Annotated in this window: 21 protein-coding genes; 13 read left to right on the top strand and 8 right to left on the bottom strand. The window is 70.6% G+C overall.

The genetic code is table 11. The annotated features are described in order from the left end of the window. The 6 genes from VGJ96_04995 to VGJ96_04970 all read left to right on the top strand — a co-directional run bounded on the left by VGJ96_04995 (position 1) and on the right by VGJ96_04970 (position 11385). The gene (locus VGJ96_04995; protein ID HEY3286465.1) at positions 1–4548 is read left to right on the top strand and encodes a translocation/assembly module TamB domain-containing protein; all 4548 of its coding nucleotides are present in this window, start codon (positions 1–3) and stop codon (positions 4546–4548) included. Further along, positions 4536–5450: a diacylglycerol kinase family protein gene (locus tag VGJ96_04990; GenBank protein HEY3286464.1), complete on the top strand. Its 915-nt coding sequence runs from the start codon at positions 4536–4538 to the stop codon at positions 5448–5450. Before VGJ96_04995 ends, VGJ96_04990 begins: the two co-directional genes overlap by 13 nt. 169 nt (positions 5451–5619) lie before the next feature. Continuing rightward, a complete protein-coding gene (locus VGJ96_04985) occupies positions 5620–8859 on the top strand; it encodes a PAS domain S-box protein (GenBank protein ID HEY3286463.1) in 3240 nt (1079 codons plus the stop codon). Positions 8860–8862: 3 nt separating this feature from the next. Next, a complete protein-coding gene (locus VGJ96_04980) occupies positions 8863–10215 on the top strand; it encodes a sigma-54 dependent transcriptional regulator (protein ID HEY3286462.1) in 1353 nt (450 codons plus the stop codon). Positions 10216–10228: 13 nt separating this feature from the next. After that, entirely contained in the window at positions 10229–10423 is a 195-nt protein-coding gene (locus VGJ96_04975; protein ID HEY3286461.1) for a hypothetical protein, read from the top strand. Then, positions 10420–11385 (top strand): P1 family peptidase, encoded by a 966-nt coding sequence (locus VGJ96_04970; GenBank protein HEY3286460.1) that lies wholly within the window; start codon positions 10420–10422, stop codon positions 11383–11385. The genes VGJ96_04975 and VGJ96_04970 overlap by 4 nt, the downstream gene beginning before the upstream one ends. Here the strand turns inward: VGJ96_04970 and VGJ96_04965 are convergent. Continuing rightward, a complete protein-coding gene (locus VGJ96_04965) occupies positions 11382–11810 on the bottom strand; it encodes a hypothetical protein (protein HEY3286459.1) in 429 nt (142 codons plus the stop codon). The two genes, VGJ96_04970 and VGJ96_04965, sit on opposite strands and share 4 nt — an antisense overlap. Before the next feature lie 85 nt (positions 11811–11895). Between VGJ96_04965 and VGJ96_04960 the strand changes: the two genes are divergently transcribed. Genes VGJ96_04960 through acpS form a run of 7 tightly spaced genes read left to right on the top strand, consistent with a single transcriptional unit; the run spans position 11896 to position 18566 of the window. Beyond that, positions 11896–12510 (top strand): SCO family protein, encoded by a 615-nt coding sequence (locus VGJ96_04960; GenBank protein ID HEY3286458.1) that lies wholly within the window; start codon positions 11896–11898, stop codon positions 12508–12510. A gap of 2 nt (positions 12511–12512) precedes the next feature. Beyond that, positions 12513–13331: a cytochrome c oxidase assembly protein gene (locus VGJ96_04955; protein HEY3286457.1), complete on the top strand. Its 819-nt coding sequence runs from the start codon at positions 12513–12515 to the stop codon at positions 13329–13331. A 9-nt stretch (positions 13332–13340) separates the two neighbouring features. Continuing rightward, on the top strand, positions 13341–14243 hold the full coding sequence (locus VGJ96_04950) for an EamA family transporter (GenBank protein ID HEY3286456.1): 903 nt from the start codon (positions 13341–13343) through the stop codon (positions 14241–14243). Continuing rightward, on the top strand, positions 14240–14935 hold the full coding sequence (locus VGJ96_04945) for an HAD hydrolase-like protein (protein ID HEY3286455.1): 696 nt from the start codon (positions 14240–14242) through the stop codon (positions 14933–14935). The genes VGJ96_04950 and VGJ96_04945 overlap by 4 nt, the downstream gene beginning before the upstream one ends. Further along, positions 14928–15521: a CYTH domain-containing protein gene (locus tag VGJ96_04940; GenBank protein HEY3286454.1), complete on the top strand. Its 594-nt coding sequence runs from the start codon at positions 14928–14930 to the stop codon at positions 15519–15521. Before VGJ96_04945 ends, VGJ96_04940 begins: the two co-directional genes overlap by 8 nt. A gap of 4 nt (positions 15522–15525) precedes the next feature. Beyond that, a complete protein-coding gene (locus tag VGJ96_04935) occupies positions 15526–18186 on the top strand; it encodes a M14 family metallopeptidase (GenBank protein ID HEY3286453.1) in 2661 nt (886 codons plus the stop codon). Beyond that, positions 18183–18566, top strand: a complete 384-nt coding sequence (gene acpS, locus VGJ96_04930; protein HEY3286452.1) for a holo-ACP synthase — start codon at positions 18183–18185, stop codon at positions 18564–18566. The genes VGJ96_04935 and acpS overlap by 4 nt, the downstream gene beginning before the upstream one ends. A gap of 29 nt (positions 18567–18595) precedes the next feature. Here acpS and VGJ96_04925 read toward each other — a convergent pair whose 3' ends face one another. The 7 genes from VGJ96_04925 to VGJ96_04895 all read right to left on the bottom strand — a co-directional run bounded on the left by VGJ96_04925 (position 18596) and on the right by VGJ96_04895 (position 26190). Beyond that, positions 18596–19447 (bottom strand): prolipoprotein diacylglyceryl transferase, encoded by an 852-nt coding sequence (locus VGJ96_04925; protein ID HEY3286451.1) that lies wholly within the window; start codon positions 19445–19447, stop codon positions 18596–18598. Between the two features lie 79 nt (positions 19448–19526). Next, positions 19527–20408, bottom strand: coding sequence for a protein phosphatase 2C domain-containing protein (locus VGJ96_04920; GenBank protein HEY3286450.1), 882 nt, complete (start codon positions 20406–20408; stop codon positions 19527–19529). A gap of 115 nt (positions 20409–20523) precedes the next feature. After that, the gene (locus VGJ96_04915) at positions 20524–21063 is read right to left on the bottom strand and encodes a GNAT family N-acetyltransferase (protein ID HEY3286449.1); all 540 of its coding nucleotides are present in this window, start codon (positions 21061–21063) and stop codon (positions 20524–20526) included. After that, positions 21063–21578 carry a hypothetical protein gene (locus VGJ96_04910; protein HEY3286448.1) on the bottom strand — a complete coding sequence of 172 codons (516 nt, stop codon included), beginning with the start codon at positions 21576–21578 and terminating at the stop codon, positions 21063–21065. The genes VGJ96_04915 and VGJ96_04910 overlap by 1 nt, the downstream gene beginning before the upstream one ends. A gap of 44 nt (positions 21579–21622) precedes the next feature. Continuing rightward, positions 21623–21844, bottom strand: coding sequence for a DUF2007 domain-containing protein (locus VGJ96_04905; protein HEY3286447.1), 222 nt, complete (start codon positions 21842–21844; stop codon positions 21623–21625). Between the two features lie 75 nt (positions 21845–21919). After that, complete coding sequence (locus VGJ96_04900; protein ID HEY3286446.1) at positions 21920–22948, bottom strand: CHAD domain-containing protein; 1029 nt, start codon at positions 22946–22948, stop codon at positions 21920–21922. Beyond that, the gene (locus tag VGJ96_04895; GenBank protein ID HEY3286445.1) at positions 22945–26190 is read right to left on the bottom strand and encodes a S41 family peptidase; all 3246 of its coding nucleotides are present in this window, start codon (positions 26188–26190) and stop codon (positions 22945–22947) included. Before VGJ96_04895 ends, VGJ96_04900 begins: the two co-directional genes overlap by 4 nt. Positions 26191–26265: the final 75 nt, after the last annotated feature.

Raw genomic sequence — 26265 nt, 5'->3', positions numbered from 1 at the left:
ATGGCTCGCCGCCGACACGTCGCCCTCGCCAGCGCGATCGTCATCCTGCTGATGGGATCGGCGCTCGCCGCGATGCTTGGCGGGCTGACGCGCTCGACGGCGGGGCGCGAATGGATCCGGGCGCAGGTGCAGCGCGTGCTGGCCGGCGCGACGCACGGCACGATCCACGTCGGGGCCCTGGGCGGGAGCTTCTTCACGGGACTCACCATCGACTCGCTCGAGTTCCGCGAGCCGAACGACTCGCTCTTCCTCGCCACCGGCCCGGTGCGGCTGACGTACGACCCGCGCGACATCGTCGACGGCGTCATCGCCCTGCGGTCGCTCGACGTCCAGCGCCCGTTCGTGCGGCTGCAGCGCCGGCACGACGAATGGAACTACCGGTCGATCTTCCCCGAGGGGCCGCCGAGCACGGGGCCGCGGCGCGGTTTCGGGAGCCGCATTGCGCTGTCGAACGTGCGCATCCGCGGCGGCGAGGTGCGCGTGCAGCTGCCGTGGACACCGGCCGACTCGCTGCACGGCGTGCGGCGCGACAGTGCCATCGCCGCGGCGCTGGCCGACACGGTGGGCGGCGTGCACCGCATCGGCCCCAACGAGTACGAGAAGGTGTGGAAGTGGAGCGGAGTCGCGCTGCAGCTGGCGCACGCGCACGTGGCCGACCCCGACACGAGCGGCCACCACTTCGAGATCGCGCGGCTCGACGTGACGGAGCGGTACCCGCCGTTCAACGTCCGCAATGCGCGCGGCACCGTCTGGCGGCGCGGCGATTCGCTCTGGGTCGACATTCCACGCTTCGACCTGCCCGGCTCGAACGGCAGCGCCAAGGGCAAGGTGGTGTGGGGGCACGGACTGCCCACGCGCTACGACATCCACGTGCGGGGCGACTCGGTGTCGATGCGCGACGTGGCGTGGGTCTGGACCGGCCTGCCGGTGACGGGCGGCGGCCGGATGGACCTGCACATCCGGAACGAGCGCGACCTGCACGTGATGGACTACGTGCTCACGAACATGGACATCCGGTCCACGAACTCGCACCTGCGCGGGAGCATGACCTTCGGCGTCGGCGCGCCGGTGCTGATCGTCAAGGACGTCGCGCTCGAGGCGCTGCCGCTCGACTTCAAGCTGATCGAGCGGTTCAATGGCGAGCCGCTGCCGCTGCCGTGGCGCGGCGCGATCACCGGGACGGTGCGCGCGCGCGGCGGGCCCGTGAACCGCTGGCGGCTGGATGACGGGCGTTTCACCTTCGCCGACGCCAACGTGCCGGGGGCGATCACGCGCGGCACGATGCGCGGCGAGCTGGACATCCTCTTTCCGGCGTTCACCGCCTTCCATGGCGCCACGGTGGAGCTGGCACAGCTCGACCTGCGCACGCTGCAGGCGCTCGACACCTCGTTCGCGCGGCTCAATGGCCTCGTCGCCGGGCGCGCCGTGCTCGACTCGTCGTGGCTCGACGTGCGCTTCTCGGACGCGGACATCACGCACCACGACGGCGACTCGCCGGTCTCGCACTTCACCGGTTCGGGGCGCGTGACGTGGGGCGAGAAGCTCATGACCTACGACCTGCGGCTGGCGGCGCTGCCGCTGTCGCTGACGGCGATCGCGCGCTCGTATCCGGGGCTGCCGGCCCGCGGCGAGTACAGCGGTCCGCTCCGCGTGAAGGGGACGACCGAGGATCTGGGCGTGGTTGCCGATCTCGTGGGGGACGCCGGACGGCTGGAAGTGGACGGTTCCTTCGACGTGAACTTCCCGGTCTATCGCGCCACGGCGCGCGGCGGCGTCAGCGGCATCGACCTGCCGCGCTTTCTCGATCGCCGGGACCTGCCGCATACGAGCCTGGGGATGCGCTGGTCAGCGGACATCTCCGGCGACTCGCTGCCGAACCTGCGCGGCACGGCCGCGCTGAACCTCGACCGCTCGCTGGTTGACAGCGTGCGCATCTTCGGCGGCGGCGCGCGCGTGCGCTTCCTCGCGGGGACGCTGGCCGTGGACACGCTCGACCTCGAGAGCGCGGCCTTCTCGGTGCTGGCGCGCGGCCGGCTGGCGCTCGCCCCGGGGCGCGCGGGCGACTCGGTGACGTTCCGCGTGGCGCTTGATTCCCTCGGCGGGTTCCGCCGGACGCTGGCGCGACTGACGGGCGCCGGCGCCGACTCGGCGACGCGCGCCGAAGCGGACACCGAGGCGCTCGACGGGGTCCTGCGGTTGGATGGCGCGGTGGCCGGCACGTGGCCCGCGGCGCGCGTGAACCTTGCGGCGCGCGGGCGCGACGTGCACGTCGGCACGAACAGCGTGCGCGAACTCGAGGCGAGCGCTCGCCTCCAGCTCCCGATGGATTCGCTGCGCGGGCAGGTGCGCACGCGCTTTGACGGCGTGACCGCGGGCACGGTGCGGCTCGACGCGCTGACCGCGGACCTCGACCTGCCGGCCGCGCGACGCGGCTCGGCAGATGTGCGGGCCGAGTTCGCCAACGGTCCGGTCGCGACGGCGCGCGCCGACCTCGGCTGGTCGCGCGACACGACGGACGTGCGCCTCGACCGGCTGCGCCTGTCCACGGCGGACAATGACTGGGCGCTCCTGAACCCCTCGCGCCTGCGGCGCGACGCCGGCGGCTGGCACGTTGACTCGCTGGTAATGGTCGGACGCACCGCGGGACGGATCGCCCTGCGGGGGAACTTCCCGGATTCGGCAGCCGTCAACGGGCGCGTCGACGTGCGCGAGTTCCCGTTGCGCGACTTCGGAGAGCTGATGCAGGCGGCGACCCCGATGGCGGGGAGTGTCTCGGTGTCGGCAGCGATCACCGGCACGCGCGACGCGCCGGAGATCGCCCTGGACGCGACGCTCCACGACGCGACGGTCGCCGGCATGAAGATCGAACGCGCGACGGCCACCGGCCGGTACGCGCGCCAGGTGCTCGACGCGTCGGTGCGCACGATGCGGAAGGATGTCACGGCGCTCCGGCTCGACGCCTCGCTGCCGGTGGACCTCACCCTGCGCCCGGTGTCGCGTCGCCTGCTCGAGTACGCCCCGCTGCGGGCGCAGCTGCGAAGCGACTCGGCGGGCGTCGTGCTGCTCGAGACGCTCACGTCGGCGATCACCGAGGCCCGGGGCTCGCTGGCGCTCGACCTGAACATCAGCGGCACGCTGCACGATCCGCGCGCCACCGGCGCGCTGCGGGTGAACGGCGGCGGCTTCGAGATCCCGAACCTGGGCACGACCTGGCGCGACCTCGACGTGGACGTGCGGTTCCTCGGCGATTCCATCGTGCTCGGCAACATCTCGGCGCGAAGCGGCGGCGCGCGCGAGGGGCGCGCCGCGATGAGCGGATGGCTGGGCGTGCGCGACCTCAAGAACCCTCGCTTCGCCCTGCTCATGAACGCGCGCGGATTCAACGTCATCAACAAGCCGCGCGTGGCGGACATCGACCTCACGGGCGAGTTGCGCGTGGCCGGCGCCAAGAGCCGGTCCACGCTCACCGGCGCGCTGACCGTCGATCGCGGGACGATCTACATCCCCGACATCTACTCCAAGAACCTGATCTCGCTCGACGACCTCGCAATGATCGACACCACGGCGCTGGCGGACCACGGCATCCTGCCGCGCGCGCCGTCATCGGTCATCGAGAACCTCAGCATCCGCGACGTCCCGGTGACGATGGGGCGAGACGTCACCCTGCGGTCCAACGAGGCCAACATCACGCTCGGCGGATCCGTGCGCATTACCGCGGCGCAGGTGCAGCGCGGCCGCAACGCCGAACGGTACCAGCTGGCGCTGAGCGGCACGCTGCAAACGCTGCGCGGCTCGTACCGGCTGAACGCGGGCCCGGTGCAGCGCACCTTCGACGTCGAGGGCGGCGAGGTGCGGTTCCGCGGCGATCCCGATCCCAACCTCGCCGAAATGGACATCCGCGCCTTGCACACCGTACGGACGTTCTCGCAGAACTCGGCGCGGCAGGACGTGCGGGTGCGCGTGAACATCTACGGCACGCTCGGGTCGCCGCTGGCCAAGTTCTCCACGCCCGACTCGAACCGCGTCGCCGACAGTGACATCCTGAGCTACCTCATCACCGGCGGACCGAGCAACGAGATTCTCGGCACCACGGGCGGCGCGCGCACCACCGCCGCGCGTGTGGTGCTGTCATCCTTCGGCAGCGTCATCGGCAGCAAGGTGCCGACGGGGCTCTGCACCGATGCGCAGGTGACCACCGCCGGGCTCGACCAGTACACGGGCGGCCTGCGCGACGTCGGCAGCAGCATCCTTAGCGGCTCCCGGTTCAACTGCGCCAAGCAGCTGACGGAACGCGCCTTCGTGCGCCTCGATGCCGGGCTGTGCAGCATCGGGCAGCTGCTGGGGCAGGGCGGCTCGTTCGATCCGCTGACGCTCACCGAAGCGATGGGACTCAAGGTCGACTACCGCTTCAACTATGGCGTGTCGGCGTCGGCCGGTCTCGACCCCTCGACGAGCGCGGCGCTGTGCACGCGCGACGCGGTGGTGCGCGGCTTCGTTCCCACTCCACGGCAATTCGGCTTCGATCTCTTCCGGGCGTGGCAGTTCTGACGGCACGCGCGGCGTTGCTCGTCAATCCCGCGTCGCGCCGCGGCGCGGACAGTGAGGCCGCCGTCCGCCGCGCCTTCGCCGCGGCCGGCCTGCAGCCGACGGTGGCGTATACCCGCGCCGCCGGCGACGGCGAGCGCGTGGCGCGCGAACTGGCGGCGTCGCACGACCAGTTGTTCATCCTTGGCGGCGACGGCACGGTCATGGAAGCGGTCACGGGGCTCGCGGCGATGGGCGCCGCGCTGCCCATCGGCATCCTCGCCGCCGGCACCGGCAACCAGCTGGCGCGGGCACTCGGCATCTCGCTGTCGCCGCCGCGCGCCGTGGCACAGCTCCTGCGAGGGACCGCCCACCGGATGGATGTGGGCGTGCTCAATGGGCACCGCCGCGTCGGCATCGGGGTCGGCCTCGGGCTTGACGCGGCGATGATCGCGGGCGCCCACGGGATCCTCAAGGAGCGTCTGGGTGCCGCTTCGTATGTCGTGTCGGCGACGGCCGCGGCGTCGCGTCCGCGGCGGTTCGGGGTGCGGGCCGTGGTCGATGGGCGCATCATCGAACGACAGGCGTCGGTGGCGATGGTGCTCAACCTGGGCCGGGTATTCAATGAACTGATCGAGATCGCCCCCGGCGCGTCGCTGGTGGACGGTCAGCTCGACCTCGTCATCGTGGAGACGCGCTCGCTGCTGGACGCGCTCAACTTTTCCATCTTCGAGATGCTGCTGCGCCGACGCCACGCCGATCACCGGTGGACCTTTGCTCGCGGCGCCGCGATCAGCATCGAGACCGCCGAGGATGACGTCCCGGCCCAAGTCGACGGCGATCTGATCAACGCCCGACGCCTTGCGATGGTGATCGCTCCGCTCGGAGCCCAATTCCTGATGCCGGCCGACTCGCGCCTAGTATAGAAGGGTGCGTGGGGGCGCTTTGATTAGCCGCCAGTCTCCAAGCCCCGAGAACCGGGTTCCTGCCCAGCAGGGCATAGGGCCACCCCTGTTCGATTTACGGGAATTGCTGTATGGATTATGGACAGCGAGATGATACTGTAAGTTCTTGTGTCACCGTCCAGATACCATCGTGGTTGACCCTCTCCCAATCGCCCAAGGCGGGTTCGCGTCCATCGACGCGCGCCTGCGCGCGCTGCTGAAGTCGCTGCCGCGTGAGCAGTCGGCGTTGCTCGAGGCGCATCTCTGGGATCGCGACCGCGAGGCGGCGGCCGCCGCGCGGCGCGCGGCCCACGTGCATCGCCTCCATGAGGCCGCCTCCTCGCTGCTGCGTTCGCTCGACCGCGACGAGCTGGAGATGGAGGTGGCGCTTCAGCTGCTGCGGGTCGTGCAGGCTAACGGCGTGGTGGTCGCGCGCCCGCCGCTAGTTGCCGGTGACGCGCCGACCGCGACCGTGCACGTGACGCCGGAGGGACGCGCGCCGCTCGACGCCGCCGAGCTGGTCTTCTCGGCGTTCGGCGAGGTGATAAGGACGGGACGTCCGGCGCGGATGAAGGGTCGCGCCGACGATTCCACCGCGCTGATTGCCGTCCCCATCATGCAGGGCTTCCGGATGGTGGGGCTGATCGGCGCCTACGCCCGGGAAGCGGATGGCTTCAGCGACGACGAGCTCGAAGCCACCCAGACGCTGGCGACCCATGCCGCGACGGCGCTGGTGAACTCGGCACTTTATGCGCAAAGCGAGCGTGAACGGCGCCAGACCGGGGCGCTCGCTTCGCTGGCGCAAGCGCTCGGTTCGGCGACACGCCTCCCCGAAGTCCTGCGCCTGGCGCTCCGCCACGCCATTGCGCTCTTTGGGGTGGGCGGCGCCGACATTGCGCTGCGGCGCGATGAGTTCCTGCAGATCGTGTCGGCCGAGGGGGCGGCGCGCTCTCTGCAGGGCATGTTCCTGCCGATGCAGGCCTCGATATCCGGGCGCGCGGTGCGCGAAGCGCGCGTGATCATCGTGAACGACGCGGAGGCGGAGCCGGATGCCTTCGAGCCGACGCGCCGCCTGGCCGGGGTTCGCCGCACGATCCTGGCACCGATGATGTCTGAGGGCGAGGCGGTGGGTGTGTTGAGCCTGGTGAACCGCGAGCAGCCGTTCGACGCCGAAGACGCGCGCATGCTGCAGCAGTTCGCGTCGCAGGTGGCGGTGGCGATCGTGAACGCGCGCTTGCTGGAAGAGGCGGCCGAGGCGCAGCGCGAGATCAGCGCCGCATTCGAGGCGATCGGCGACGGCATCGTCGTGCTCGATGCCGAGGCGCGCGTCGTGCGCCACAACGCCCGGTTCCTCGAAATCGCGGGGCTGCCGTCGGCCGACGGCGCCCGCGGTCGCGACTTCTACGACACGGTCCTGCACGAACCGCGGCCGTTGGGCGAGGAGACCGCGGTGGGCCGGGCGATTCTGGGCGGCCAGACGGCGCGTGAGCAGCTGCGGTCGGCGTGGAACGGCCGCGTGCTCGACGTGCTGGCGGCGCCGCATCCGGGGACGGGCGGCGCCGTCGTGTCGATCAGCGACCAGACCGCGATGCACGCCCTGGCCGAGCAGCACCGGCTGGTGGTGGAGAACACGACCGACGCGATCCTGATCACGTCGGCGGAGGGCGCGGTCGAGTTTGCCAATCGGGCGGCGCGGCGGCTGTTCGGGGTTGCGTCCGAGCTGACCGGCGCACGCATCGGCGGCCTGGTGCCGGCGAGCGAGGCCACCGTCTGGGCCGAGGCCATCGCGCGCGCGCGGCGCGGCGAACCGGCGCGCATTGACGGCTCGGTGCTGCCGAGCGATGGCAACCGACGCCAGGTGTCGGTGCGCCTCGCGCCGATGGAAGACGAACAGCAGGTGCATCGCCTGGTCATCACGCTCCGCGACGTGACCGATGAAGTGGAAGCGCGCGACGAGATGCTGGTGGCCAACGCGCGCTACCGCGACCTGGTGGAGATGGCGGCCGATGCGATCTTCACGCTCGACACGCGCGGCACCATCACGTCGGTGAACCCGGCGGGCGAGCAACTCGTGGGCTTCGACCGCGGCCAGATCCTCGGGCGCTCGTACCACGCCTTCCTCGAGCCGGCGGAGTCGAAGGAAGTGGAGGACGCCGTCCGCGACGCCACGGCCGGCAAGCTGCGGCACGTGGAGATGCACCTGACGCGGGGCGATGGCGTGAAGCGGCTGCTGGCCGTCTCGGTGTCGGCGATGCGGCGGGCCGGCGTGACCGTCGGCGTGCTCGGCATCGCCCGCGACGTGACCGAGGAGCGCGAGCACACGCTGGCGCTCGAGCGCGCCGAGGCGCGCTACACGCGACTGGTCGAGGCGGCCGAGGATGCGATCGTCTGCGTGGACGAGGAAGGCAACCTCACGGCCGTCAACCGGTCGATGGTGCGCGTGGCGGGCAAGTCGCGCGAGGAATTGCTCGGGCATCCGTTCTCCGAACTCGTCGACGAGTCGGAGGCGCCGGTGATGTGGCAGGCCTTCGTCGCGGCGCTGGCCGGCGATCGCACGCGCAACACCATTCGCTTCACGCGGGCGGGGGGCGTGCGCGGGTACGCCACGCTGATCGTGGCGCCGATCAGCGAGGGCGGCCGCGTGACGGGCGTGCTCGCCATTGCGCGCGACGTGACCGATGAGCGCATGCTGCTGGACCAGGCCATCCGCCAGGACCGGATGGTGGCGATGGGCGAGCTCGTGGGCGGGGTCGCGCACGAGGTCAATTCGCCGCTCACGAGCATCCTCGCCTACGCGCAGGTGCTCGAGCGGGGGGTCGGCGGCGAGGACGCGACGCAGGCCATGGAGTCGATCTCGCGCGAGGCCAAGCGGGCATCGCGCATCGTGGGCAAGCTGCTCGCGTTCGGGCGCCAGGGGCAGCCGGAACGGATTCCGACCGACGTGAACCAGGCGCTGCGCGACACCATCGACCTGCGGCGCTATGCGCTGCGCATGCAGGAGATCAAGCTCTCGGTCACGCTGATGGCGGATCCGCCGCTGGTGCTCGCCGATCCCTTCCAGCTGCAGCAGGTCTTCATCAACCTCCTGTCGAACGCCGAGCAGGCGGTGGCGCACCAGCCCGGCGAGCGCCGCCTGGAGGTCAGCAGCGAGGTGCGCGGCGAGTCGTTCGTCGTCACCATCAGCGACAACGGTGCGGGGATCGCCCCGGAGGCGCTGCCGCACATCTTCAATCCGTTCTTCACCACCAAGCCGCGCGGAGCGGGGACGGGCCTGGGCCTGTCCATCTCCGACGGCATCATTCGAGAGCATCGGGGCGTGCTGCGGGCCAGGTCGGAACCGGGCCAGGGCGCGACCTTCGAAGTCGAGCTTCCGCTCACCCCCGCTACCTGACCGATGGCCTCCATTCTCATCATTGACGACGAAGTCGCGATCGCCTCGGCGTTCGCGATGTTCTTCCGCCACGACGGACAGCACGTCGTGACCGAGGCGTACACTGGCAACGACGGCGTCGACGCGTACTGGCGCCTCCGTCCGGACCTGGTGCTGCTCGACGTGCGGCTGCCGGACATCACCGGCTTCGACGTCCTCGCGAAGATCCGCGAGGATGATCCCGTGGTGATCATGGTCACCGCCTACGGCGACGTGCCGATGGCTGTCGACGCGCTGCACAAGGGGGCCGAGAACTTCCTGACGAAGCCGGTGGACCTCAGCCATCTCGCGGCGGCGGCGGAGCGCGCGCTGGAGAAATCGCACTTGCGGCGGATGAATCGATACCTGCTCGAGCAGCGCGTGGCGGGGTCGAAGGTGCTCGTCGGTTCGTCGCCGGCCATGCGCGAACTCGCACGGCAGGTGAGCGTGCTGGCGCAGAGCGAACGCACGACGGGCCTGATCACGGGCGAGCGCGGGTCGGGGAAGGGGCGCGTCGCGGCGCTGATCCATCAGCAGAGTCCGCGCGTGTCGGGGCCGTTCGTCGAGGTGAACTGTGCGGCGCTGACGTCCGAGTCGCTCGACCTCGAGCTGTTTGGCGAGGAAGGGTCGGGCGGCAAGCCGGCCCGGCGCGGCCTCTTTGAGATTGCCGACGGCGGCACGCTGTTCCTGGACGAGGTGGGCGACCTGGCGCCGCAACTGCAGCCGAAGCTGCTGCGGGCGCTGGAAGGGCGCGGCTTCCGCCGTCACGGCGGCGCCGTGGAGATCGTCCCCGACGTGCGGGTGGTGGCGGCGACGAGCCGCGACCTGGGCGAGGAGGTGGCGGCGGGCCGCTTCCGCGAGGACCTCTTCTATCGCCTGGCGGTGATGCCCATCCGGCTGCTTCCGCTGCGCGAACGGACCCGCGAGGACATGCTGGAACTGCTCAGCCAGGTGCTGGCGGAGCTGTCGCCGACGCTCCCCGAGGCGCCGGGGGCGCTTTCGGAGGAGGCGCTGGATGCGGTGCTGCGCTACGGCTGGCCGGGGAACATCCGCGAATTGCGCAATACGCTCGAGCGCGCGCTGCTGCTGGCGCGCGGCGCCGCGCGCATCGAGGCCCGCCACCTCGCGCGCGAGATCACGGCGTCAAGCGGGGCGGACGTCGCGCATCACACCCCGCGCACGCTGGCCGACGTCGAGCGCGCGCACATCGACCGCACGCTGAAGGCGCACCACTTCAACCGCACGCACGCCGCGCGCGAGTTGGGCATTGCGCGCGCGACGCTGATCAAGAAGATCAAGGAATACAACCTCGCCGACCGCCCGCGCGGCCGTGCCTGACCCGGGAACGACGATGACGGAAAAAGACGCGATGGTCTGCCGCGCCTGCGGGCGCGAGGAACGCGCCTCCGAGGGTTATCCCTGCCAGGAGTGCGGCACGTTCATCTGCAACATGTGCGAAATGAAGGGCGTGGTGCGCTGCCGCGACTGCGCGGCCAAGGGGCCGCCGCGCGACGGTGATCCACTCAAGGAGCGGGGCGCCCGATGACCGGCGTCGGCCGCGGCGCGGACCTGCGCCGCTTCGGCATCGCGGTGGGGCACGCGACGGACGAAGCGGGCGCGACGGGATGCACGGTGGTGCGGGGCGCCACGGCGCCGCTGCGCGGCGCCTGCGTCGTCTTCGGGCGCGCCACCGGCACGCGGGAACTGGCGCCCCTCGAGCCGGGGCACCTGGTCGACCGCGTGGACGCCGTGCTAGTGACCGGCGGTTCCGCGTACGGGCTGGCCGCCGCCGATGGCGTGATGAGATGGATGGAAGAGCAGGGACGCGGCTTTCCCGTGGGCAACGGGGTGGTGCCCATCGTGCCGGCCGCGGTGCTCTTCGATCTGCAGCCGCTGGGGAGCTTCAGGGCGCGCCCGACGCCGGCGATGGGCTATGACGCGTGCGCGATCGCCGAGTCGAGAGATGTCGCCGAGGGTAGTGTCGGTGCGGGCACCGGACTGACCGTCGGCAAGGTGCTTGGCGCGCCGGCGTGCATGAAGGGAGGCGTGGGCATCGCCGTGGCCGATGCCGGCGGAGCGGCCGCCTGCGCGATCGCGGCCGTGAATGCGTTCGGGGACATCTGCGATGCCCAGGGCCGCGTGATCGCCGGCGCGCGCCGTGACGGCGGGTTTGCGGAGACCGAGCGACTGCTCGCCGCGCATGGAATGGGCGGCGCATTCGGCGGCGCGCACAATACCACGATTGCCGTCATCGTCGTCGACGGGGTGCTCGACAAGCTGGGGCTGCAGGGCGTGGCGCGTGCCGCCGGGGCCGCGCTGCACCGCCGGGTGCGGCCGGCGGGTTCGCTGGTGGATGGCGACGTCATCTTTGCGCTCGGGCCGCTGACGGGCGCCGCGGCCGATCCCGTGCGCGCCGAGATGCTGGCGGTCGCGGCGCTCGAGCAGGCGATCGAGCGCGCGGTGCGCACCGCCGCGGGGCGCGACGGCGTCCCCGGGCTGGGCGATTAGGAGACGAGCCCGCCGGCGGCGAGCGGCGCCACGGTGCTGCCGATGTGCACGTGCAGCCCCACCTCCGCCTCGACTTCTCCGTCGAGCTCGACGCGCATGAGGTGCACGCCGCCTTCCGCGATGGGCAGGTCGATGGCCGCGATCACCGGGATGTCCACCTCCACGGCGCCGGGCGGCGGCGCGTGCACCTCGACCTCGCCGCTCGACGACCAGATCTCCTCACCGCTCGGCGAGAGCCAGGCCAGCGCGAGCGCGTGCGTCCCCGCATCATCGGGACTGGCCTTGAGGCGGACGACGAGCGTGGCGCGCGGATGCACCGCCGGAACGGAGGCGACGTGCAGGGCATCGAAGACGCCGAGCACATTCAGCTTGCCTTCCTGCGAGAGGTTGGCGGCGTCGGCGAAGAGGGCAAAGGAACAATACATGCGGGAATACTACGTCGGGTACGGTGGGGCGGCGAGTCGACGCGCGTCGACACGGCCGGGCGCGGGCCTTATTAGTTTTCTCCCGATGCCCCCGCTGCGTTTGCTCCGCCATTCGCTCGCGGCCGCCGTGCTCGGCGCCGCGGCGTGCACCGCGCCTGCCCCCAAGCATGGCGTCGCCATCGAGCCCGCGCTGCCGCGTCCCGCGTTCACGCTCACCGACACCCGGGGCGCGCCGTTCGAGTTTGCGAAGGAGACGCACGGGCTGCTGACATTCCTGTTCTTCGGCTACACCAACTGTCCCGACGTCTGTCCCGTGCACGTGGCCAACGTCGCGGCGGTGCTGCGCAAGCTGCCGTTCGAAGACCAGCAGAAGGCGCGCTTCGTCTTCGTCACGACAGATCCGGCGCGCGACACGCTCCCCGCGCTGCGCCGCTGGCTCGACCAGTTCGATGCGTCGTTCGTCGGGCTGCGCGGCGACGAGGCCGACGTGGCGCGCGTGATGAGCGCCATCGGGTTGCCGCCGGCGATGCGCGGCGCGGCGGGGCCGGACGGCCGGTACGAGGTGGGGCATCCGGCGACGGTGCTCGTCTTCACGGCTGATGACTCGGCGCACGTGCTCTATCCGTTCGGCACGCGGCAGCTGGACTGGGCGGAGGACATTCCGCGCCTGCTCAAGGTGCGGCCGGCGAGGGGGAAGTAGCGATGCAATGGTGGTGTTCCGCCTCGGGGAAGCCGTGGACGTGGGAGCCGCAGTACTATCCCGGCGTGTGGCTGATGGTGGCGGTGCTCGCGATCGCGTATCACACCCTCTCGCGCCGCGGCCGCACGATGGGCGAGTCGCGCCTCGTCTACTGGGGCGGCTGGACGGGGGTTGGCCTCGTCTGGCAGGTGCTGGACTGGCCGCTGGGGCCGCTCGCGGCCGGCTATTTGTCGAGCGCGCACGCCGTGCAGTTCGTGGCGCTGGCGCTCGTCACGCCGCCGCTCCTCCTGCTCGCCACGCGACGGCCGCTGGCCGCGGCGATCCCCGCGTCTGGCGCGACGCGCCGGGTGCTGGCCGTGCTCTCGCAGCCGCTCATCGCCGCGGTGGTGTTCAACCTCGTGGCCATCACGACGCACGTGCCGGCGGTCGTGGACCTGCTGATGCCATCCCAGGCCGGGGCCTTCGTCATCGACATGCTCTGGCTCGCCGGCGGCCTCGTGCTCTGGTGGCCGATTGTCGTTGACGCGCCAACGCGCCCGTGGTTCAGCATGCCCGTGCGGGTGCTCTACCTGTTCCTGTCGACGCTGGTGCACACCGGAATCGCGATGGTCATGCTGATCCGCGATTTTCCGATGTACGGCATCTACGAGCTTGCGCCGCCGTGGCCGGCCTGGTCGCCGCTGGAGGACCAGCATCTCGCCGGCGGAGTGATGGAACTGGCGGGGGCGGCGGTGATCTTCGGAATCATCACCGTGATGTTCTTCCGCTGGAGCGGTGGCGTGGCGGGCGATGCGCCGCCGTCGGCCCCGCCGCGGGACTAAGTTTCCCTGATGCACGCAACGACCGCGCCCGCCGCGCATCCCGCGCACCGGCTCTGGATCACCGACCTGCTGTTGCTCCTGATGGCGACCATCTGGGGCGTGAATTTCTCGGTGGTCAAGTTCGGCCTGCGGTTCATGGAGCCGCTGGCGTTCAATGCCGTGCGCGTGACGCTCGCCGCGGTGACGCTCCTGGTGATTGCGCGGGCGCGGGGACTGCCGCTGCCGCCGCGCCGCCAGCTGTGGGGACTGCTCGCGCTTGGCGTGCTGGGACACGGCGTCTACCAGGCGCTCTTCGTCGAAGGGATGGCGCGCACGCGCGCCGGCAGCGCCTCGCTGGTGATGGCCGGCACGCCCGTGCTGATCGCCATGCTGGGTCGCCTGCGCGGCGTGGAACGGCTGCACGCGCGCGGCTATGCGGGCATCGCGCTTTCCATCGCCGGCATCGCCGTCGTGATGAGCGGCAGCGCGGCGGCCGGGGCGGGGGACGCCTCGATCGTCGGCGACGCGCTCATCCTCATGGCATCGGCGAGCTGGGCCATCTACACGGTCTTCCTGAAGCCGTACACGCACCACGTGGACGGCGTGCAGGTCTCGGCGCTCACGCTGGTGGGCGGGGCGCTGCCGCTCGGCGTGCTCTCGCTGCCGGCGATCATGCGCACCGACTGGACGGCGCTGCCGGCAGCGGCATGGGGATCGGTCGTCTACGGCGCGCTCTTCGCGCTCGTGATCGCCTACCTCATCTGGTATCGCGGCATTCGTCTCATCGGGCCCACGCGGACCTCCATGTTCAGCAACCTGCAGCCGATCATCGCCGTGCTGTTCGCGTGGATGGCGCTTGGCGAGACGCCGACGCTCGCGCAGGGAATGGGCGCGGCCGCCGTGCTCACCGGCCTGCTGCTCACCCGCTCATGACCCGCGTCGTGCTCTTCGACATCGACGGCACGCTGCTCGCGAGCGGCGGCGTCGGGCGGCGCGCCATGGAAGGGGCGCTGATGGTGCACTTCGGCACGATCGGCCCCACGCACTACCGGTACGATGGCAAGACCGACAAGCAGATCGTCCGCGAGTCGATGCATCTGGCCGGTTTCAGCGATGCGGACATCGATGCGCGCATGCCGGCCCTGCTGGCGGACTATCTGGGGCGCCTCGAGCACACGGTGACGTCGGGCGAGCATGCGGTGCGCATGCATCTTGGCATTCCGGCGCTGGTGGACGCCCTCGAGGCGCGCGCCGACGTGCTGCTGGGACTCCTGACCGGCAATGTCGCGGCGGGTGCGGTGCTCAAGCTGCGCGCGGCGGGCCTCGCGCCGGAACGGTTCCGCGTGGGGGCGTTCGGTTCCGATCATGAGGACCGGCCGGCGCTCCCCGCCATCGCGCAGCAGCGCGCGTCGGTGCTGCTGCAGCGCCCGGTGAGCGGCGGCGACGTGGTCATCATCGGGGACACGCCGGCCGACGTGGCGTGCGGGCGCGGCATCGGCGCGCGCGCCGTGGCCGTCGCCACCGGGCACTTCACCACGGCCGATCTCGCGGCGCATGACCCTCACGCGGTCTTCGAGGACTTCACCGACGTCGACGCCGCCCTGCGCGCGATCTGCGATGCGTGAAGTCGAGCTCAAGGGCGTCGTCGCCGATCCCGCCGCGCTGCGCGCGCGGCTGCTGGCCGCCGGCGCGCGCGAGGTCTTCCGCGGGGCGCTCTCGGACAGCCGCTACGACCTGCCGTCGCGCGAGCTGCTCGCCAAGGACCATGTGCTGCGCCTGCGCGTCTACGAGGACGCGGCCGGCCGCCGCGCCGTGCTCGACTTCAAGGGGCCCACGAGCTACGACACGGGGTACAAGGTGCGTGAGGAAATCTCCACGCCCTGCGGTGACGGGATCGCGATGGCCGACGTGCTGGCGCGCCTGGGATATGTCGTGATCCGCGAGATCGACCGCGACATCGAGCAGTACGAGGTGCTCGGCACGGTTTGCCGCGTCGAGCGGTATCCGCGCATGGACGTGCTGCTCGAGGTGGAGGGGACGCCGGAGGCGATCGAAGCGGCCATCGCGGTGGCCGGGATGGCCCGCGACGCATTCACGAGCGAGCGCCTCCCGGACTTCATCCTCCGCTTCGAGGCGCGCACCGGCGAACGCGCGGCCATCTGCCGCCGCGAGCTCGACGGCGACTACCGCTACAGCACCTTCGACGCCTGAGCCCGTGACCGACCGCGACGCCGAGTTCACGCTCCCCGAGCTCACGCGGCCGCTGCGCGCGCTCGGAGCGGCGCGCTGGCTGCGCGACGCCGACCATGCGCGCCTGTTCACGCCGATGCTCGCCGCGCGGCGGAGCGCGGCGCGGGTGCGCACGGTGGAAGGACAGGTCGCGGCCTTTCAGGCCGACCGCCTGCGCCGCACGCTCACCGAGGCGGTGGAGCAGATGGCGGCGACGCACCATCCCAAGTCGGCCCCCGACCGGCGCGCCTTCGCGGCGCGCGTGATCGACGCAGGCGGGGCCGTGTGGCGCGCCCTCGACCTGGTCGAGACGTGCGGCATCGCGGCCACCGCCGCGACGACGGACGCGCGTGGCGCGACGTGGGCGGCGTGGGTTCGCGCGCTCGAACAGTTCTTCCTCGCCGCGGACGCCTGGTGGGCCACGATCGTGGAGTTGCGCGACGGAACCGGCCCCCGCGGCACGCACGGTGGTCTTCGTTCACTGGTCCTGGTACTCGCGCTCGCGCTCACGCCCGCCCTTGCGTCGGCCCAGCAGCACCTGACCTATCGCGTCACCGGGGCGGCCCCCACGGTGTTGCAGGCGAACGGCTTCGATGTGGTCGGTACCGAGGGGGCGGCGGTGCTCGTGGTCGCCGCGCCGGCCGAACTCACCCGGCTGCAGGGCCTCGGCGTGCAGGCGCAGCTCGTCACCGCGCCGGATACGGACCGTCGCCGCCTGATGCAATTGTCCGTCGTCGGCACGGCCACGGTGGTCTACCGGTCCTACGACGATCCGCGCCGCGGCATCCGCGCGTGGGTGGACTCGCTCGCGGCGTCCAACGCGCGGGTCAGCGTGGACACGGTGGGACGTTCGTCTGAGGGACGCCCAATCCTCGCCGTGAAGGTCGGGGCGCGCGGCGACGCGCCCGCCCGGCCGAACGTGCTCTTCGTCGCGACACACCATGCGCGCGAATGGGCCGCGACGGAAATGGCCCTGCGCCTCATCCAGCGGCTTGCGACCGCCACCGACGCGCGGGTCGATTCGCTGCTCGCCGCGCGCGACATCTGGATCGTGCCGGTGGTCAACCCGGATGGCTACGAGTACACCTTCACGACCGACCGGCTGTGGCGGAAGAACCGCCGGCCCATGGCGGGCGGCGAAATCGGCGTCGACCTCAACCGCAACCACAGCACCAGTTGGGGCCTCGACAACGTCGGCTCCTCACCGAACGCGTCGTCGGAGATTTATCGCGGCCCCGCACCGGCCTCGGAACCCGAGGTGAGCGCGCTGCAGGCGTGGCATGCGCTACATCCGCCGGTCATCTCCGTCACCTACCACACGTACGCGGGACTGTTGCTCTTTCCCCCGGGTGCGCGCTACGGCGTGCTGGGAGCCGACATCGACGCGTACCGCGTGCTCGGCGGAACCAACACCGCGCCGGCCGCGCTCGATCATCTGCCGGGTTCGGCGCGCACGTTCTATGCGGCGGGCACCGCCTGGATGCTCTATCCTACGAACGGCGAGTACACCGACTGGGCGAGCGCGACCTTTGGCACCATCAGCATCAACCCGGAGTTGACCAGCGGCTACGGGCCGACGGGATACTACGGGTTCGAGTTTCCGGACAACGAGTCGCTGCTGCAGCAACTCTTCACCGACAACCTCCCCTTCGCACTCGACGCGATCGAGATGGCGGGGAATCCGCGGGCGTACCGGAGTCCCACGACGGGCCTGCGCGCGGACCGGTGGGTGCTGGAGAGCGGCACCCCGCCAGTGCGCGTGCGCGGGCCGGCCGCCTCGGTGGCCGGCACCACGCTGACCATCGCGGGACAGGCGGCGGCGGTGGCGATCGACTCGGCGTCGGGGGGGAGATACAGCCGACGGCTCGTCACGCAGGGGGGCGTGGCGGCGCGTCCCGCGACGATCGGCGTCACGGCCGGCGGCGAGCGCCTGACGTGGTCGCTGCTCGCGGTGACCGGCGCGGAGGCCAGCGACACGGCCTGGACACTTACGGGATTCGTGGCCGACACAGCGCAGCGCTATGCCGGGCGCGCCTCCTTCCGCGGCACCGGCAACATGGAGATGCGATCCACGGAATTCGCGGTGCCCGCCACCGTCGACACCGTGAGCGTCACGTTCTGGACGAAGTACAGCGGCGACGGCTACAAGGAGACGCCGTTCGGCCTGGTGCGCGTCTCGGCCGACAGCGGTCGCACGTGGCGCGCGGTCGCGCGCCTTGCAGGTGGTGCCGTGCAGTGGTATCCCGAAGACGTGCGCATCGGCGGCCTGCGCGGCAAGCGCGTAATGCTCTCGTTTCTCACGTCCAACCTGCCGTGGTGGGTTGACGAACTCGCGGTCTTTGCGAATGGTGCGCTGTCGTCAACAGGCGGTGGCGCGGGGTCGGCCACACGCCTTTTGCCGTCGGCCAATCCGGTGCGCGGCAACTCGGTGACCTTCACGTGGCCGTTTGCCGGCAAGGGCGGTCGGGTGAGCATCTATGACTTCTCCGGACGCCTCGTCTGGACTGCCGAAGTGATCGCCGGCGCGGACGACGTGACGTGGACGCTCACCGGGCGGCAGATTCCCAACGGCGCCTATCTGGTGCTTGCCGAAAGCGGGAGTTCACGTGCACGCTTGAGGCTCTTTGTCGCGCGGGAGATTCCGTGATCGTCGGTGTGGGTTTCGACCTGGTGGAAATCGGGCGCGTGGAGCAACTGCTGCACGGCAAGGGCGATCGCGCGCTGGCGCGGCTCTTCCTGGATCGTGAAGTGGCCTACGCCACCGCCCGGGCTCGCCCGGCGATGCACCTCGCGGCGCGTCTCGCCGCCAAGGAGGCGGCGTTCAAGGCCCTGGCGGGAACCGAGAGCGCGCGACTGATCGGATGGAAGGACATCGAGGTGATTTCACGTCCCGGCCACGCACCGGAACTGGTGCTTCACGGGCGCGCGCAGCAGCGCGCCGAGGTGCTGGGAGTCACGCGCCACTGGCTGACGCTCTCCCACACCGATTCGACGGCGGGTGCCGTCGTCGTCCTCGAAACGGGCTAGGCGGCGCCAGGCGCCGCCCGCGGCGGTCGTCAGTTCCTGGCGCGCTGCCGCGCGTAGATCCCCGGCCGGCCGTCGCCCGCCTCACGGCGCATCTGCATCCAGATCGCGCCACCCACGGCAAAGGCGAGCGCGATCATCTGTGCCATCGTGAACGGCCCCACGAAGCGATCATCCTTGGCGCGGAAGAACTCCACGATGAACCGCTCGAGGCCGGCCAACACGCAATACAGGCCGAACAGCCATCCCTCGGCGTGCTTGTGGTCGCGCAGCCGCCATATGATGGCGAACATCACCATCCCCATCGCCACCTCATAAAGCTGCGTGGGATGCACCGACACCACTTCGAGCGGCGGGCGACCGGCAAGTTCCTTCACCCCGAACTGCTCCACGAGATTCTGCACCGTGGAAGCCGGGTAGCCGTTGGGAAAGGCCACGGCCCAGCGGGAATCCCACGGGCGACCGTAGTCGTCGCCCACCGCCCAGCACCCCGTGCGGCCGATGGCATAGGCCGCCGCGAGTCCCGCGGCCGAGACATCGCTGATGCGCGTGAACGGCTGGCGGCGCCACCGGATCACCAAGGCCGTGGCGAGAATGCCGCCGATCAGGCCGCCCCAGAAGACGAAGCCCGCCGTGTGCAGCAGCGCCCGCGGATCGTGAAACAGGATGGCGTAGTAGACCTTCGCCCCGACCAGGCCGCCGATCACGGCGCCGACGAGCACGTCACCCATGATCTCGGAGTCGTGCCCCCGACGGTCGAGCTCCACCTGGCCGATGTACTGCGCCACGACGAACGCGAGCAGCATGGCGAGGCCGAACCCGGTGAGGGTCAGCGGGCCGACGTGCAGTTCGAACGGCTGGACGACGATGGAGGAGGCGATCATAGGGGGAAGATAGCCGCTGGAGCCGTAGGCGCGAAGCCTGCGATGCGGCCCCGGCCTCCCGCGGCGCCGGGGCGAGCGCTCAGTCGGCTGACAACGGCACGGCGCGACCGACGATGATCGAAATGTTGTCGCTGCCGCCGCCGTCGAGGGCGTCCTGCAGCAGCGCCTCGCAGGCCTGACGCGAGGAGGTCATCGCGCGCAGCCGCTGGGTGATCTGCTCGTCGCTGACGTGCTTGGGGAGTCCGTCGCTGCAGAGCAGGTGCACGTGGTACCAGTCGTTCTCGATGGCCGTCACCACCGGCGAGGCCTCCGGTCCGCCGATCGCACTCGAGAGGACGTGCTTCCAGCGTTCGTGCCCGGGGTCGGAGCGCCGGATGACACCGGCGGCAATCAGGTCCTCCGCCACGGTCTGGTCGCGCGACATCTGGTGCAGCGCGCCGTCGCGCAGCGTGTAGTACCGGCTGTCGCCCACCTGCAGCACGTACGCCCGCGGCCAGACGCCGAGGAAGGCGGTCAGCGTCGTCGCCATGCCGGCCCGGTCCGCCTCGGTGCTGCGCTCGTTGAGCCGGGCATGCACGCGCATCGCCCCTTCCTGCAGGACGTGGGTGAACTCCGCGTCATTGTTGGGATCGGCGGCGTAGTAGCAGTGCACCGAGCGCGTGATGTAGGCCGTGATGGCGTCCAGCGCGAACCGGCTGGCCTCCTCGCCGCCCGCCGAGCCGCCGACGCCGTCGGCCACCATCGCGAGAAAGGCAAGCCGGTCGGTGCCGCCCCCGGTCAAGTTCTCGGCGGGGATGCTGGTCTGGTGAATGGAGAGATGCTTGTGCAGCGAGGCGATGAGGAAGTGATCCTGATTCTGCTTCCGCACCTTGCCGATGTGCGTGACGCCGTAGACGTCAAGCTCGTTGTCCCGCGGTTTGCGCGGGATGCCACCGGTCGGGCTTTCGTGGATCAGGACCATCGCGTTCTCCGGGGGAAGTGACGCGTGCCTCGAACGGGGAAAATACGCTCGGAGTAGTGCGCGGGGCCAGCGCGCCGCGCGCCAAGGGGTGCGGCGCATCGCCCCATGCTCAACCTTACGGACGATCCGCGGCGAGGATTCCCCATATCTCCACGTCCTCTGGTACACCCCGGTGGATCAGGTGGCCGCGCAGCGTCCCCTCGTGGCGCATGCCAGACTTGGCCAGCACCCGTCCGGAGGCCGGATTACGGGTGAAATGCTGCGCCCAGAGGCGATGCAGCGACAGGCGGTCGAAGCCGAAGCCGAGCATGGCGCGCACGGCCTCGGTGGCGTAGCCGCGTCCCCAGTAGGGCTGGCCGATCCAGTACGCGAGTTCGCCGCGGCGCTGGGCGAGATCAATGCGAACGGAGATGGCGCCCACGAGGCCGGCCTCGGCCTCCGCAATCGCGAGCGTCGCTTCCTCGTGACGGGTCCAGGCGCCTTCGTGCGTCGCGATCCACGCTTCTGCCATCCCGTCTTCGTACGGATGCGGGATGCGCAGCGTGGTGTCGGCCACGGCGCGTTCGCCAGCCAGGCGCTGCACGATGCGTGCGTCGCTCAGCAGAAACGGCCGCAATTGGAGCCGGGCAGTCGCCAGCGCGGGCAGGCGGCGCATCAGGGCGTTCGGGAGACGGCGAGCGCGTCGAGGATGCGCACGGTGGTCACCATCCGTGCGCTGCGGGTACCGTGCGCGTCGGTCGGGACGATCACGTGGTACGGTGCCTCCTTGTCGGTCAGCGGCGCGCCGTCGCGCTCATACGCGATGTAGGCGCGCGTCGGGCCCAGCTTCGGCTCGAGCTCGGCGGCCGAGAAGACCGCACTGTATCCGTCCTTCGCCAGCGCGACGACGATCCATCCCGCGCGGCCGAGCCGGAGCGAGTCGATGGGGGAACCGGCGGCCGCCATCACGTCGAGCAGCCTGACCGCGCGATAGCGCACCGCGGGTCCGCCATGCGAGGCGAGGCTGATGGTGTCACCGGGGAGGCCGCGCAGCGCGTCGAGGGTCAGCGTCACCGCGGGTCGTCCGTCTCGTTCGACGCGCAGCGCCGGCGTCTGTGCGAGCAACGAGGAGGTGCCGAGGAGGGCCGCCGTGGCGGCCAATACAAAGGAGCGCAGAGTTGGGACGGTCACGGGAGGGAGGCTGGATTTCAGGGTTGGCGTCGCGGGCGGAACGATCAGTTGTCGAGGAGATCCTTGGCGCGATCCAGTTCCGGTGACGGCACGAACAGCTCCACGCCGCCCACCGTAGTCCCCTGGAAGCCGCCGCCGAAGATCCCCACCTGCGGTCCCTTCAGGAGTACGGGAATACCGTCCGCCTCGAGGCGTTCGCGTGCGATGTCGGCGGCGAACCCGTTGGCGAAGGAAGCGAGCAGCACGAACCGTGGCTCGGAGGTCATGGGAGGATGCGCTCTGGGTGGATCCTGAAACATCGCAGGCGCACCGGCGCGCTGAAAGGCGCCTCCATGTAACGCCTACGCGGTCCGCGTAACGGCCGGGGCGACACGGCGTCGCGTGCGGGGCGCTGCGGCGGCCGTCAGGCGCGCGGGGAGCTGTTCGAGCACTCGCCACGAGGCCGCCGCCGTCGGCGAAGCCAGCAGGTCCATGGCATGCCGGAAGGCAGCGAGTTCCCGCCGGCGCACGGCGGCGCGCAGTGCCCGCAGGTCACGCAGGGCAGGGCGGCCGGTTGGCCGCCGCCGTCCGCGGCGCGGGACCAGGTTGGGATCGAGCTGCAGGGTGATCACGTGCGCGTCGTGCAGTTCGCCGAGCGTGTCCTGCAGCTGCCGCAGTTGTCGCAGGGCCCGTGCCCCGCTCGGCGACTGGGCGTCAACGGTTTCCACGAGATACCGCAGGCGCTTGACCTCGATGCGCGCGCGGTGGATGACCTTCACCTGCGTCCGGTGCTCGATGCGGTCGAGCGCGGCGCGAGCCGTGTCGAGATGGCGGCGCATCACGGGGGCGAGATGGGCTCCGAGCGATTCGGGTGGAACGTCCGTCGGGTCGGTCGCGCGGGCGAGCGCCGCGGCGACCGCCGCGGCCACGTCGGGCCAACGCTCGGCGGTGCGGCGCTGCAGGCGCTCCCGCTCGCGCGCATAGATGGCCAGTCGTTCGCCGGCAAGCCAGGCGGCGGCGCGCGCCGCCGGTGCACTGAAGGGTTCGCCCGGGGAAGTGAGCCACTGCCACTCCACCTGGGCATCGCGCGCCGCGCCGGCACAGCGGGCCAGGCGGCGCAGGGCGACGCGCTCGCGCCGCGGGAGGTCGTCGCGCAGCAGGTCGTCCGCGGCGCGAATCCAGCTGCGCAGGCGGCGCAACGCGACGCGGAAGTCGTGCACCTCCTCGTTGCCGATCGTCGCGGCCGGTTCCCCGACCCTGGGGAGCAGGAGTGGGGACGCCTTTTCCACGGCCCGCTCCAGGCGTTGGCGCGCGACGGCGCGCGCCGCGGCGCGCGCGGGCTTGCGCAGCAAGCCCCGCGCCTCCGGCGCGCGTCGCGCCGGACGGGTCACTTGATGAGCTGCAGCAGCGCCGCCACTGCCGCCTCGAGCTGCTGGTCCTTGCCGCGGCTGACCACCGCGTACTCGTTCATCACCCGGATGTCCGGCTCCGTCTGCAGGTTCTCGAGATACCTGCCGGTGTTCACATCCTTCACGCCCACGCCGGGCACGCCCCACCGGATGCCGCCCTCGAGTCCTTCCCACCCGGCGAACGTGCACGTGCCGGGAACCGGCATGCCGACGAGGGGGCCCAGCTTCTGGTCCTTGTACACGTACGCGTAGCAGTGGCCGTCGGAGTAGTTGGCTTCGTTCGCCAGCGACACGCTCGGCTTGCTCCAGCGGAAGTTCGGCTCGTAGCCGGTGGAGCGGGTGTCGGTGGTGTAGTCAAAGAACTTCTTCCCGCTCAGGAACATCGCGAGGTCGGCCACGAGGTCACCGCCGCCGTTGAAGCGCGTGTCCACCACCACGCCCTTCCGGGTGGCGTACTTGCCCATCACATCCTCGACCGTCGTGCGCATCGCGCCGTCGTTCATCCCCGGAATGTGCACGTAGCCGAGCTGGCCATTGCTCAGGCGGTCCACCTCGTCCGCGTTGCGTCGCACCCAGCGGGCGTACAGCAGCCGGTTCTCCTCGGCGGGCGTGACCGGCTTGGCAACCACCTCGCTCTTCGCCGTGCCATCGGCGAAGGCGAGCAGCACGCTCCTGCCCGCCTTGCGGTTGAGGAACTCCGACAGGTCACGCGACGGGCTGATGGGCTGGCCGTCGATCGCCTCGAGAATCATGCCGGGCTTGACCGTGATCCCCGCCTTGTCGAGCGGGCCGTCCTTGATGACCTCCGCTATCCTCACGCCGGCACCGGCGTACGACTGGTCGAGGAAGATGCCGAGCGACGCGGTGGCATCGTCAGTCGGCGATGATTGCGAATACGTCGCCCCGCTGTGGCTGATGTTCAGCTCGCCGAGCATCTCGGCCAGCATCTCCGCGAACTCGAACGACGTGCCGATGTGCGGCAGGTACTTGGCATACACGGGGCGGATCGCGGTCCAGTCGATGCCGTGATAGCCCCTGGTGTAGAACGTGTCGCGGACCTTGCGCCAGACGTGGTCGAACATCGCCTCGCGCTCGGCGTCCACGTCGAGCGTCAGCTCGCCGCTCAGCGGCACGGCGTCGCGCTTGGCGGCGGCCGGGTCGATCCTCGCGATGGCGCCATCGGCGAGCAGGAAGATGCTCTTCTGCTCGTTGTCCCAGGTCATGCTCCCACTGTTGGCGTTCAACGCCAGGACCTGCTTGGTCTCCTTGGTGCGCAGGTTGGTGGACCAGAGGTTCATCCCCTTTTCAAACCGCGCGAGATAGTAGAGGGTCTCGCCGTCCTTGCTGACGAGCGCGTCGCCGAGCGACGACGAGTGGATGGTCAGGCGCGCCTTGCGCGTCTCGATGCCATCGAACTCGAACTTCACCGGCTCCGCCTTGGCCGCGCTGTCCGCCTTTGCCTTGGCGCTGTCACCCTTCGCCTTGGCGGTATCGGGCTTCGGCTTCGGCGCCTTGTCCTCCAGCTCCTTCACCAGCGCGTACTCCTCCTTGGTCAGGCGGAAGCGGTCCCACGCATCCCTGGTGAAGAACATCGCGTAGGCATCGCGCTGGCTGCCGCCCGACTGTGCCACCGCCTTCAGGCCGTCGCGATTGCTGAACCAGAGCATCGCCTTGCCGCCGAGGATCCACTTGGCGTCGCCGTCGTCGAAGCCGCTCTGCGTGAGGTTGGTCACGCTGCCCTTGCCGTCGGTTGGCACCAGGCCGATCTCGCCCGGGGCGATCCCCGGCACCGAGAGGTCGAACAGCATCCACCGGCCGTCGGGACTCCACGAGAAGCGCTGGCTGGGCGTGTTGGCGAAGATGGACTTGTCGTCGAGCAGCGTGCGCGCCTGCCGGGAGGCGAGGTTGAGCACGCGCAACGTGTTGCGATCCTCGATGAACGCCAGCTCCTTGCCATCGGGCGAGAAGAGCGGCTGGTAATTCTGGTGCTCGTTGGCGACCAGTGGCGATTCCTTGACAACCGTCGCGGCGTAGAAGTACGGCTCGACGTCGCGGGCGCGTCGCGCTTCATAGATTGCCCACTTGCCGTCGCGTTCGGAGGCGTAGACGAGCGCCTTGCCGTCCGGGGAGAAGCGCACGCCGGTCTCGACGGCGGGAGTGTTCGTGATGCGCTTGGTGACGCCGCCCTCGACGCTGGCCGTGAAGACATCGCCGCGGAAGACGAACGCCACTTCCTTGCCGCTCGGCGCAACCGCCAGTTCGCGCGCGTTGCCGGTCACCGCAAGCACGAGGTCACCGTTGGACTTGGCATCGGCCGCAATCGTCACGGCGACGCGTTGCGGCTGTCCGCCGGGCAGCATGGTGTAGAGCTGGCCGTCGTGGCCGAAGGCCAGCGTGCCGTTGTCGGCGATGCTGAGAAAGCGGACCGGCAGTCCCTTGAATGCGGTGAGCTGCTGCGACTTGCCGCCGGCGAGCGGGAGCTTGTGCACGTTGAACGTGCCGCTCTCCTCGCTGAGGTAGTAGAAGGCCCGGTCGCCGTCGGCGAGCACCGGCTGGCGATCCTCGCCCGGGAAGGTCGTGACCTGGCGGTGCGTTCCCGCCTTCACGTCATAAACCCAGATGTCCCGCGCCACCGACGACACATGATGCTTGCGCCAAACGTTCTCGCGACCCTTGTTGTCGGTGTAAACGAGAAAAGAGCCGTCGCGGCTGTAGCGCGCGTCCTCCGCGGGTGTCGTGAGGATCTGCACGGGGCGGCCGCCGGCGGCGGGAACCGACCATAGTTCGGGCATCGAGTTGGCGGGATACTGCCGGTTGGCGGCGGCATCCATGCGCGCGGCGCCGAAGACAATCGATTTGTCGTCGGGTGTGAAGCTGTACGGATACTCGGGTGCCGAGTGGTAGGTGAGGCGCTGGGCCTCGCCACCGGTCGCCGGGATCACGTACAGGTCAAAGTTGCCGTGCCGATCGCTCGCAAACGCGATGCGCGTGCCATCGTGGCTCCAGACCGGCATGAAGTCCTGCGCCGGATGCTGCGTCAACTGGGTGGCCATGCCGCCGGCCGCGCTCACGCGGTAGAGGTCGCCGCGATAGGTGAAGGCGATCGTCTTGCCGTCGGGCGACAGGGTGGGGTAGCGCATCCAACTGGCCGCACCCTGCGCAAGCGTGACGGCGGCGGTGGCGGCGCTGAGCGCCAGGACGGTGAGAAAGCGGGCGACGGTCATGACCTGCCTGTTTGCAGAGGTTGGTCGAATGGAGCCTCTGGGAATTTGCCCGCTGGCACGGAGGGCGCCAGCCAA

Source organism: Gemmatimonadaceae bacterium, assembly GCA_036504815.1.
Taxonomy (GTDB): Bacteria; Gemmatimonadota; Gemmatimonadetes; order Gemmatimonadales; family Gemmatimonadaceae; genus PNKL01.
The sequence above is the reverse complement of the archived record's forward strand: the minus strand, read 5'-3'. Positions and strand labels throughout refer to the sequence as shown.

Coding starts and splice junctions, on each gene's coding strand:
- VGJ96_04975 (HEY3286461.1), top strand. CDS start 10,229: ATGACGGAAAAAGACGCGATGGTCTGCCGCGCCTGCGGGCGCGAGGAA.
- VGJ96_04965 (HEY3286459.1), bottom strand. CDS start 11,810: ATGTATTGTTCCTTTGCCCTCTTCGCCGACGCCGCCAACCTCTCGCAG.
- VGJ96_04980 (HEY3286462.1), top strand. CDS start 8,863: ATGGCCTCCATTCTCATCATTGACGACGAAGTCGCGATCGCCTCGGCG.
- VGJ96_04915 (HEY3286449.1), bottom strand. CDS start 21,063: ATGCGCCGCCTGCCCGCGCTGGCGACTGCCCGGCTCCAATTGCGGCCG.
- VGJ96_04955 (HEY3286457.1), top strand. CDS start 12,513: ATGCAATGGTGGTGTTCCGCCTCGGGGAAGCCGTGGACGTGGGAGCCG.
- VGJ96_04950 (HEY3286456.1), top strand. CDS start 13,341: ATGCACGCAACGACCGCGCCCGCCGCGCATCCCGCGCACCGGCTCTGG.
- VGJ96_04995 (HEY3286465.1), top strand. CDS start 1: ATGGCTCGCCGCCGACACGTCGCCCTCGCCAGCGCGATCGTCATCCTG.
- VGJ96_04920 (HEY3286450.1), bottom strand. CDS start 20,408: ATGGTCCTGATCCACGAAAGCCCGACCGGTGGCATCCCGCGCAAACCG.
- VGJ96_04940 (HEY3286454.1), top strand. CDS start 14,928: ATGCGTGAAGTCGAGCTCAAGGGCGTCGTCGCCGATCCCGCCGCGCTG.
- VGJ96_04960 (HEY3286458.1), top strand. CDS start 11,896: ATGCCCCCGCTGCGTTTGCTCCGCCATTCGCTCGCGGCCGCCGTGCTC.
- VGJ96_04945 (HEY3286455.1), top strand. CDS start 14,240: ATGACCCGCGTCGTGCTCTTCGACATCGACGGCACGCTGCTCGCGAGC.
- VGJ96_04905 (HEY3286447.1), bottom strand. CDS start 21,844: ATGACCTCCGAGCCACGGTTCGTGCTGCTCGCTTCCTTCGCCAACGGG.
- VGJ96_04925 (HEY3286451.1), bottom strand. CDS start 19,447: ATGATCGCCTCCTCCATCGTCGTCCAGCCGTTCGAACTGCACGTCGGC.
- VGJ96_04970 (HEY3286460.1), top strand. CDS start 10,420: ATGACCGGCGTCGGCCGCGGCGCGGACCTGCGCCGCTTCGGCATCGCG.
- VGJ96_04895 (HEY3286445.1), bottom strand. CDS start 26,190: ATGACCGTCGCCCGCTTTCTCACCGTCCTGGCGCTCAGCGCCGCCACC.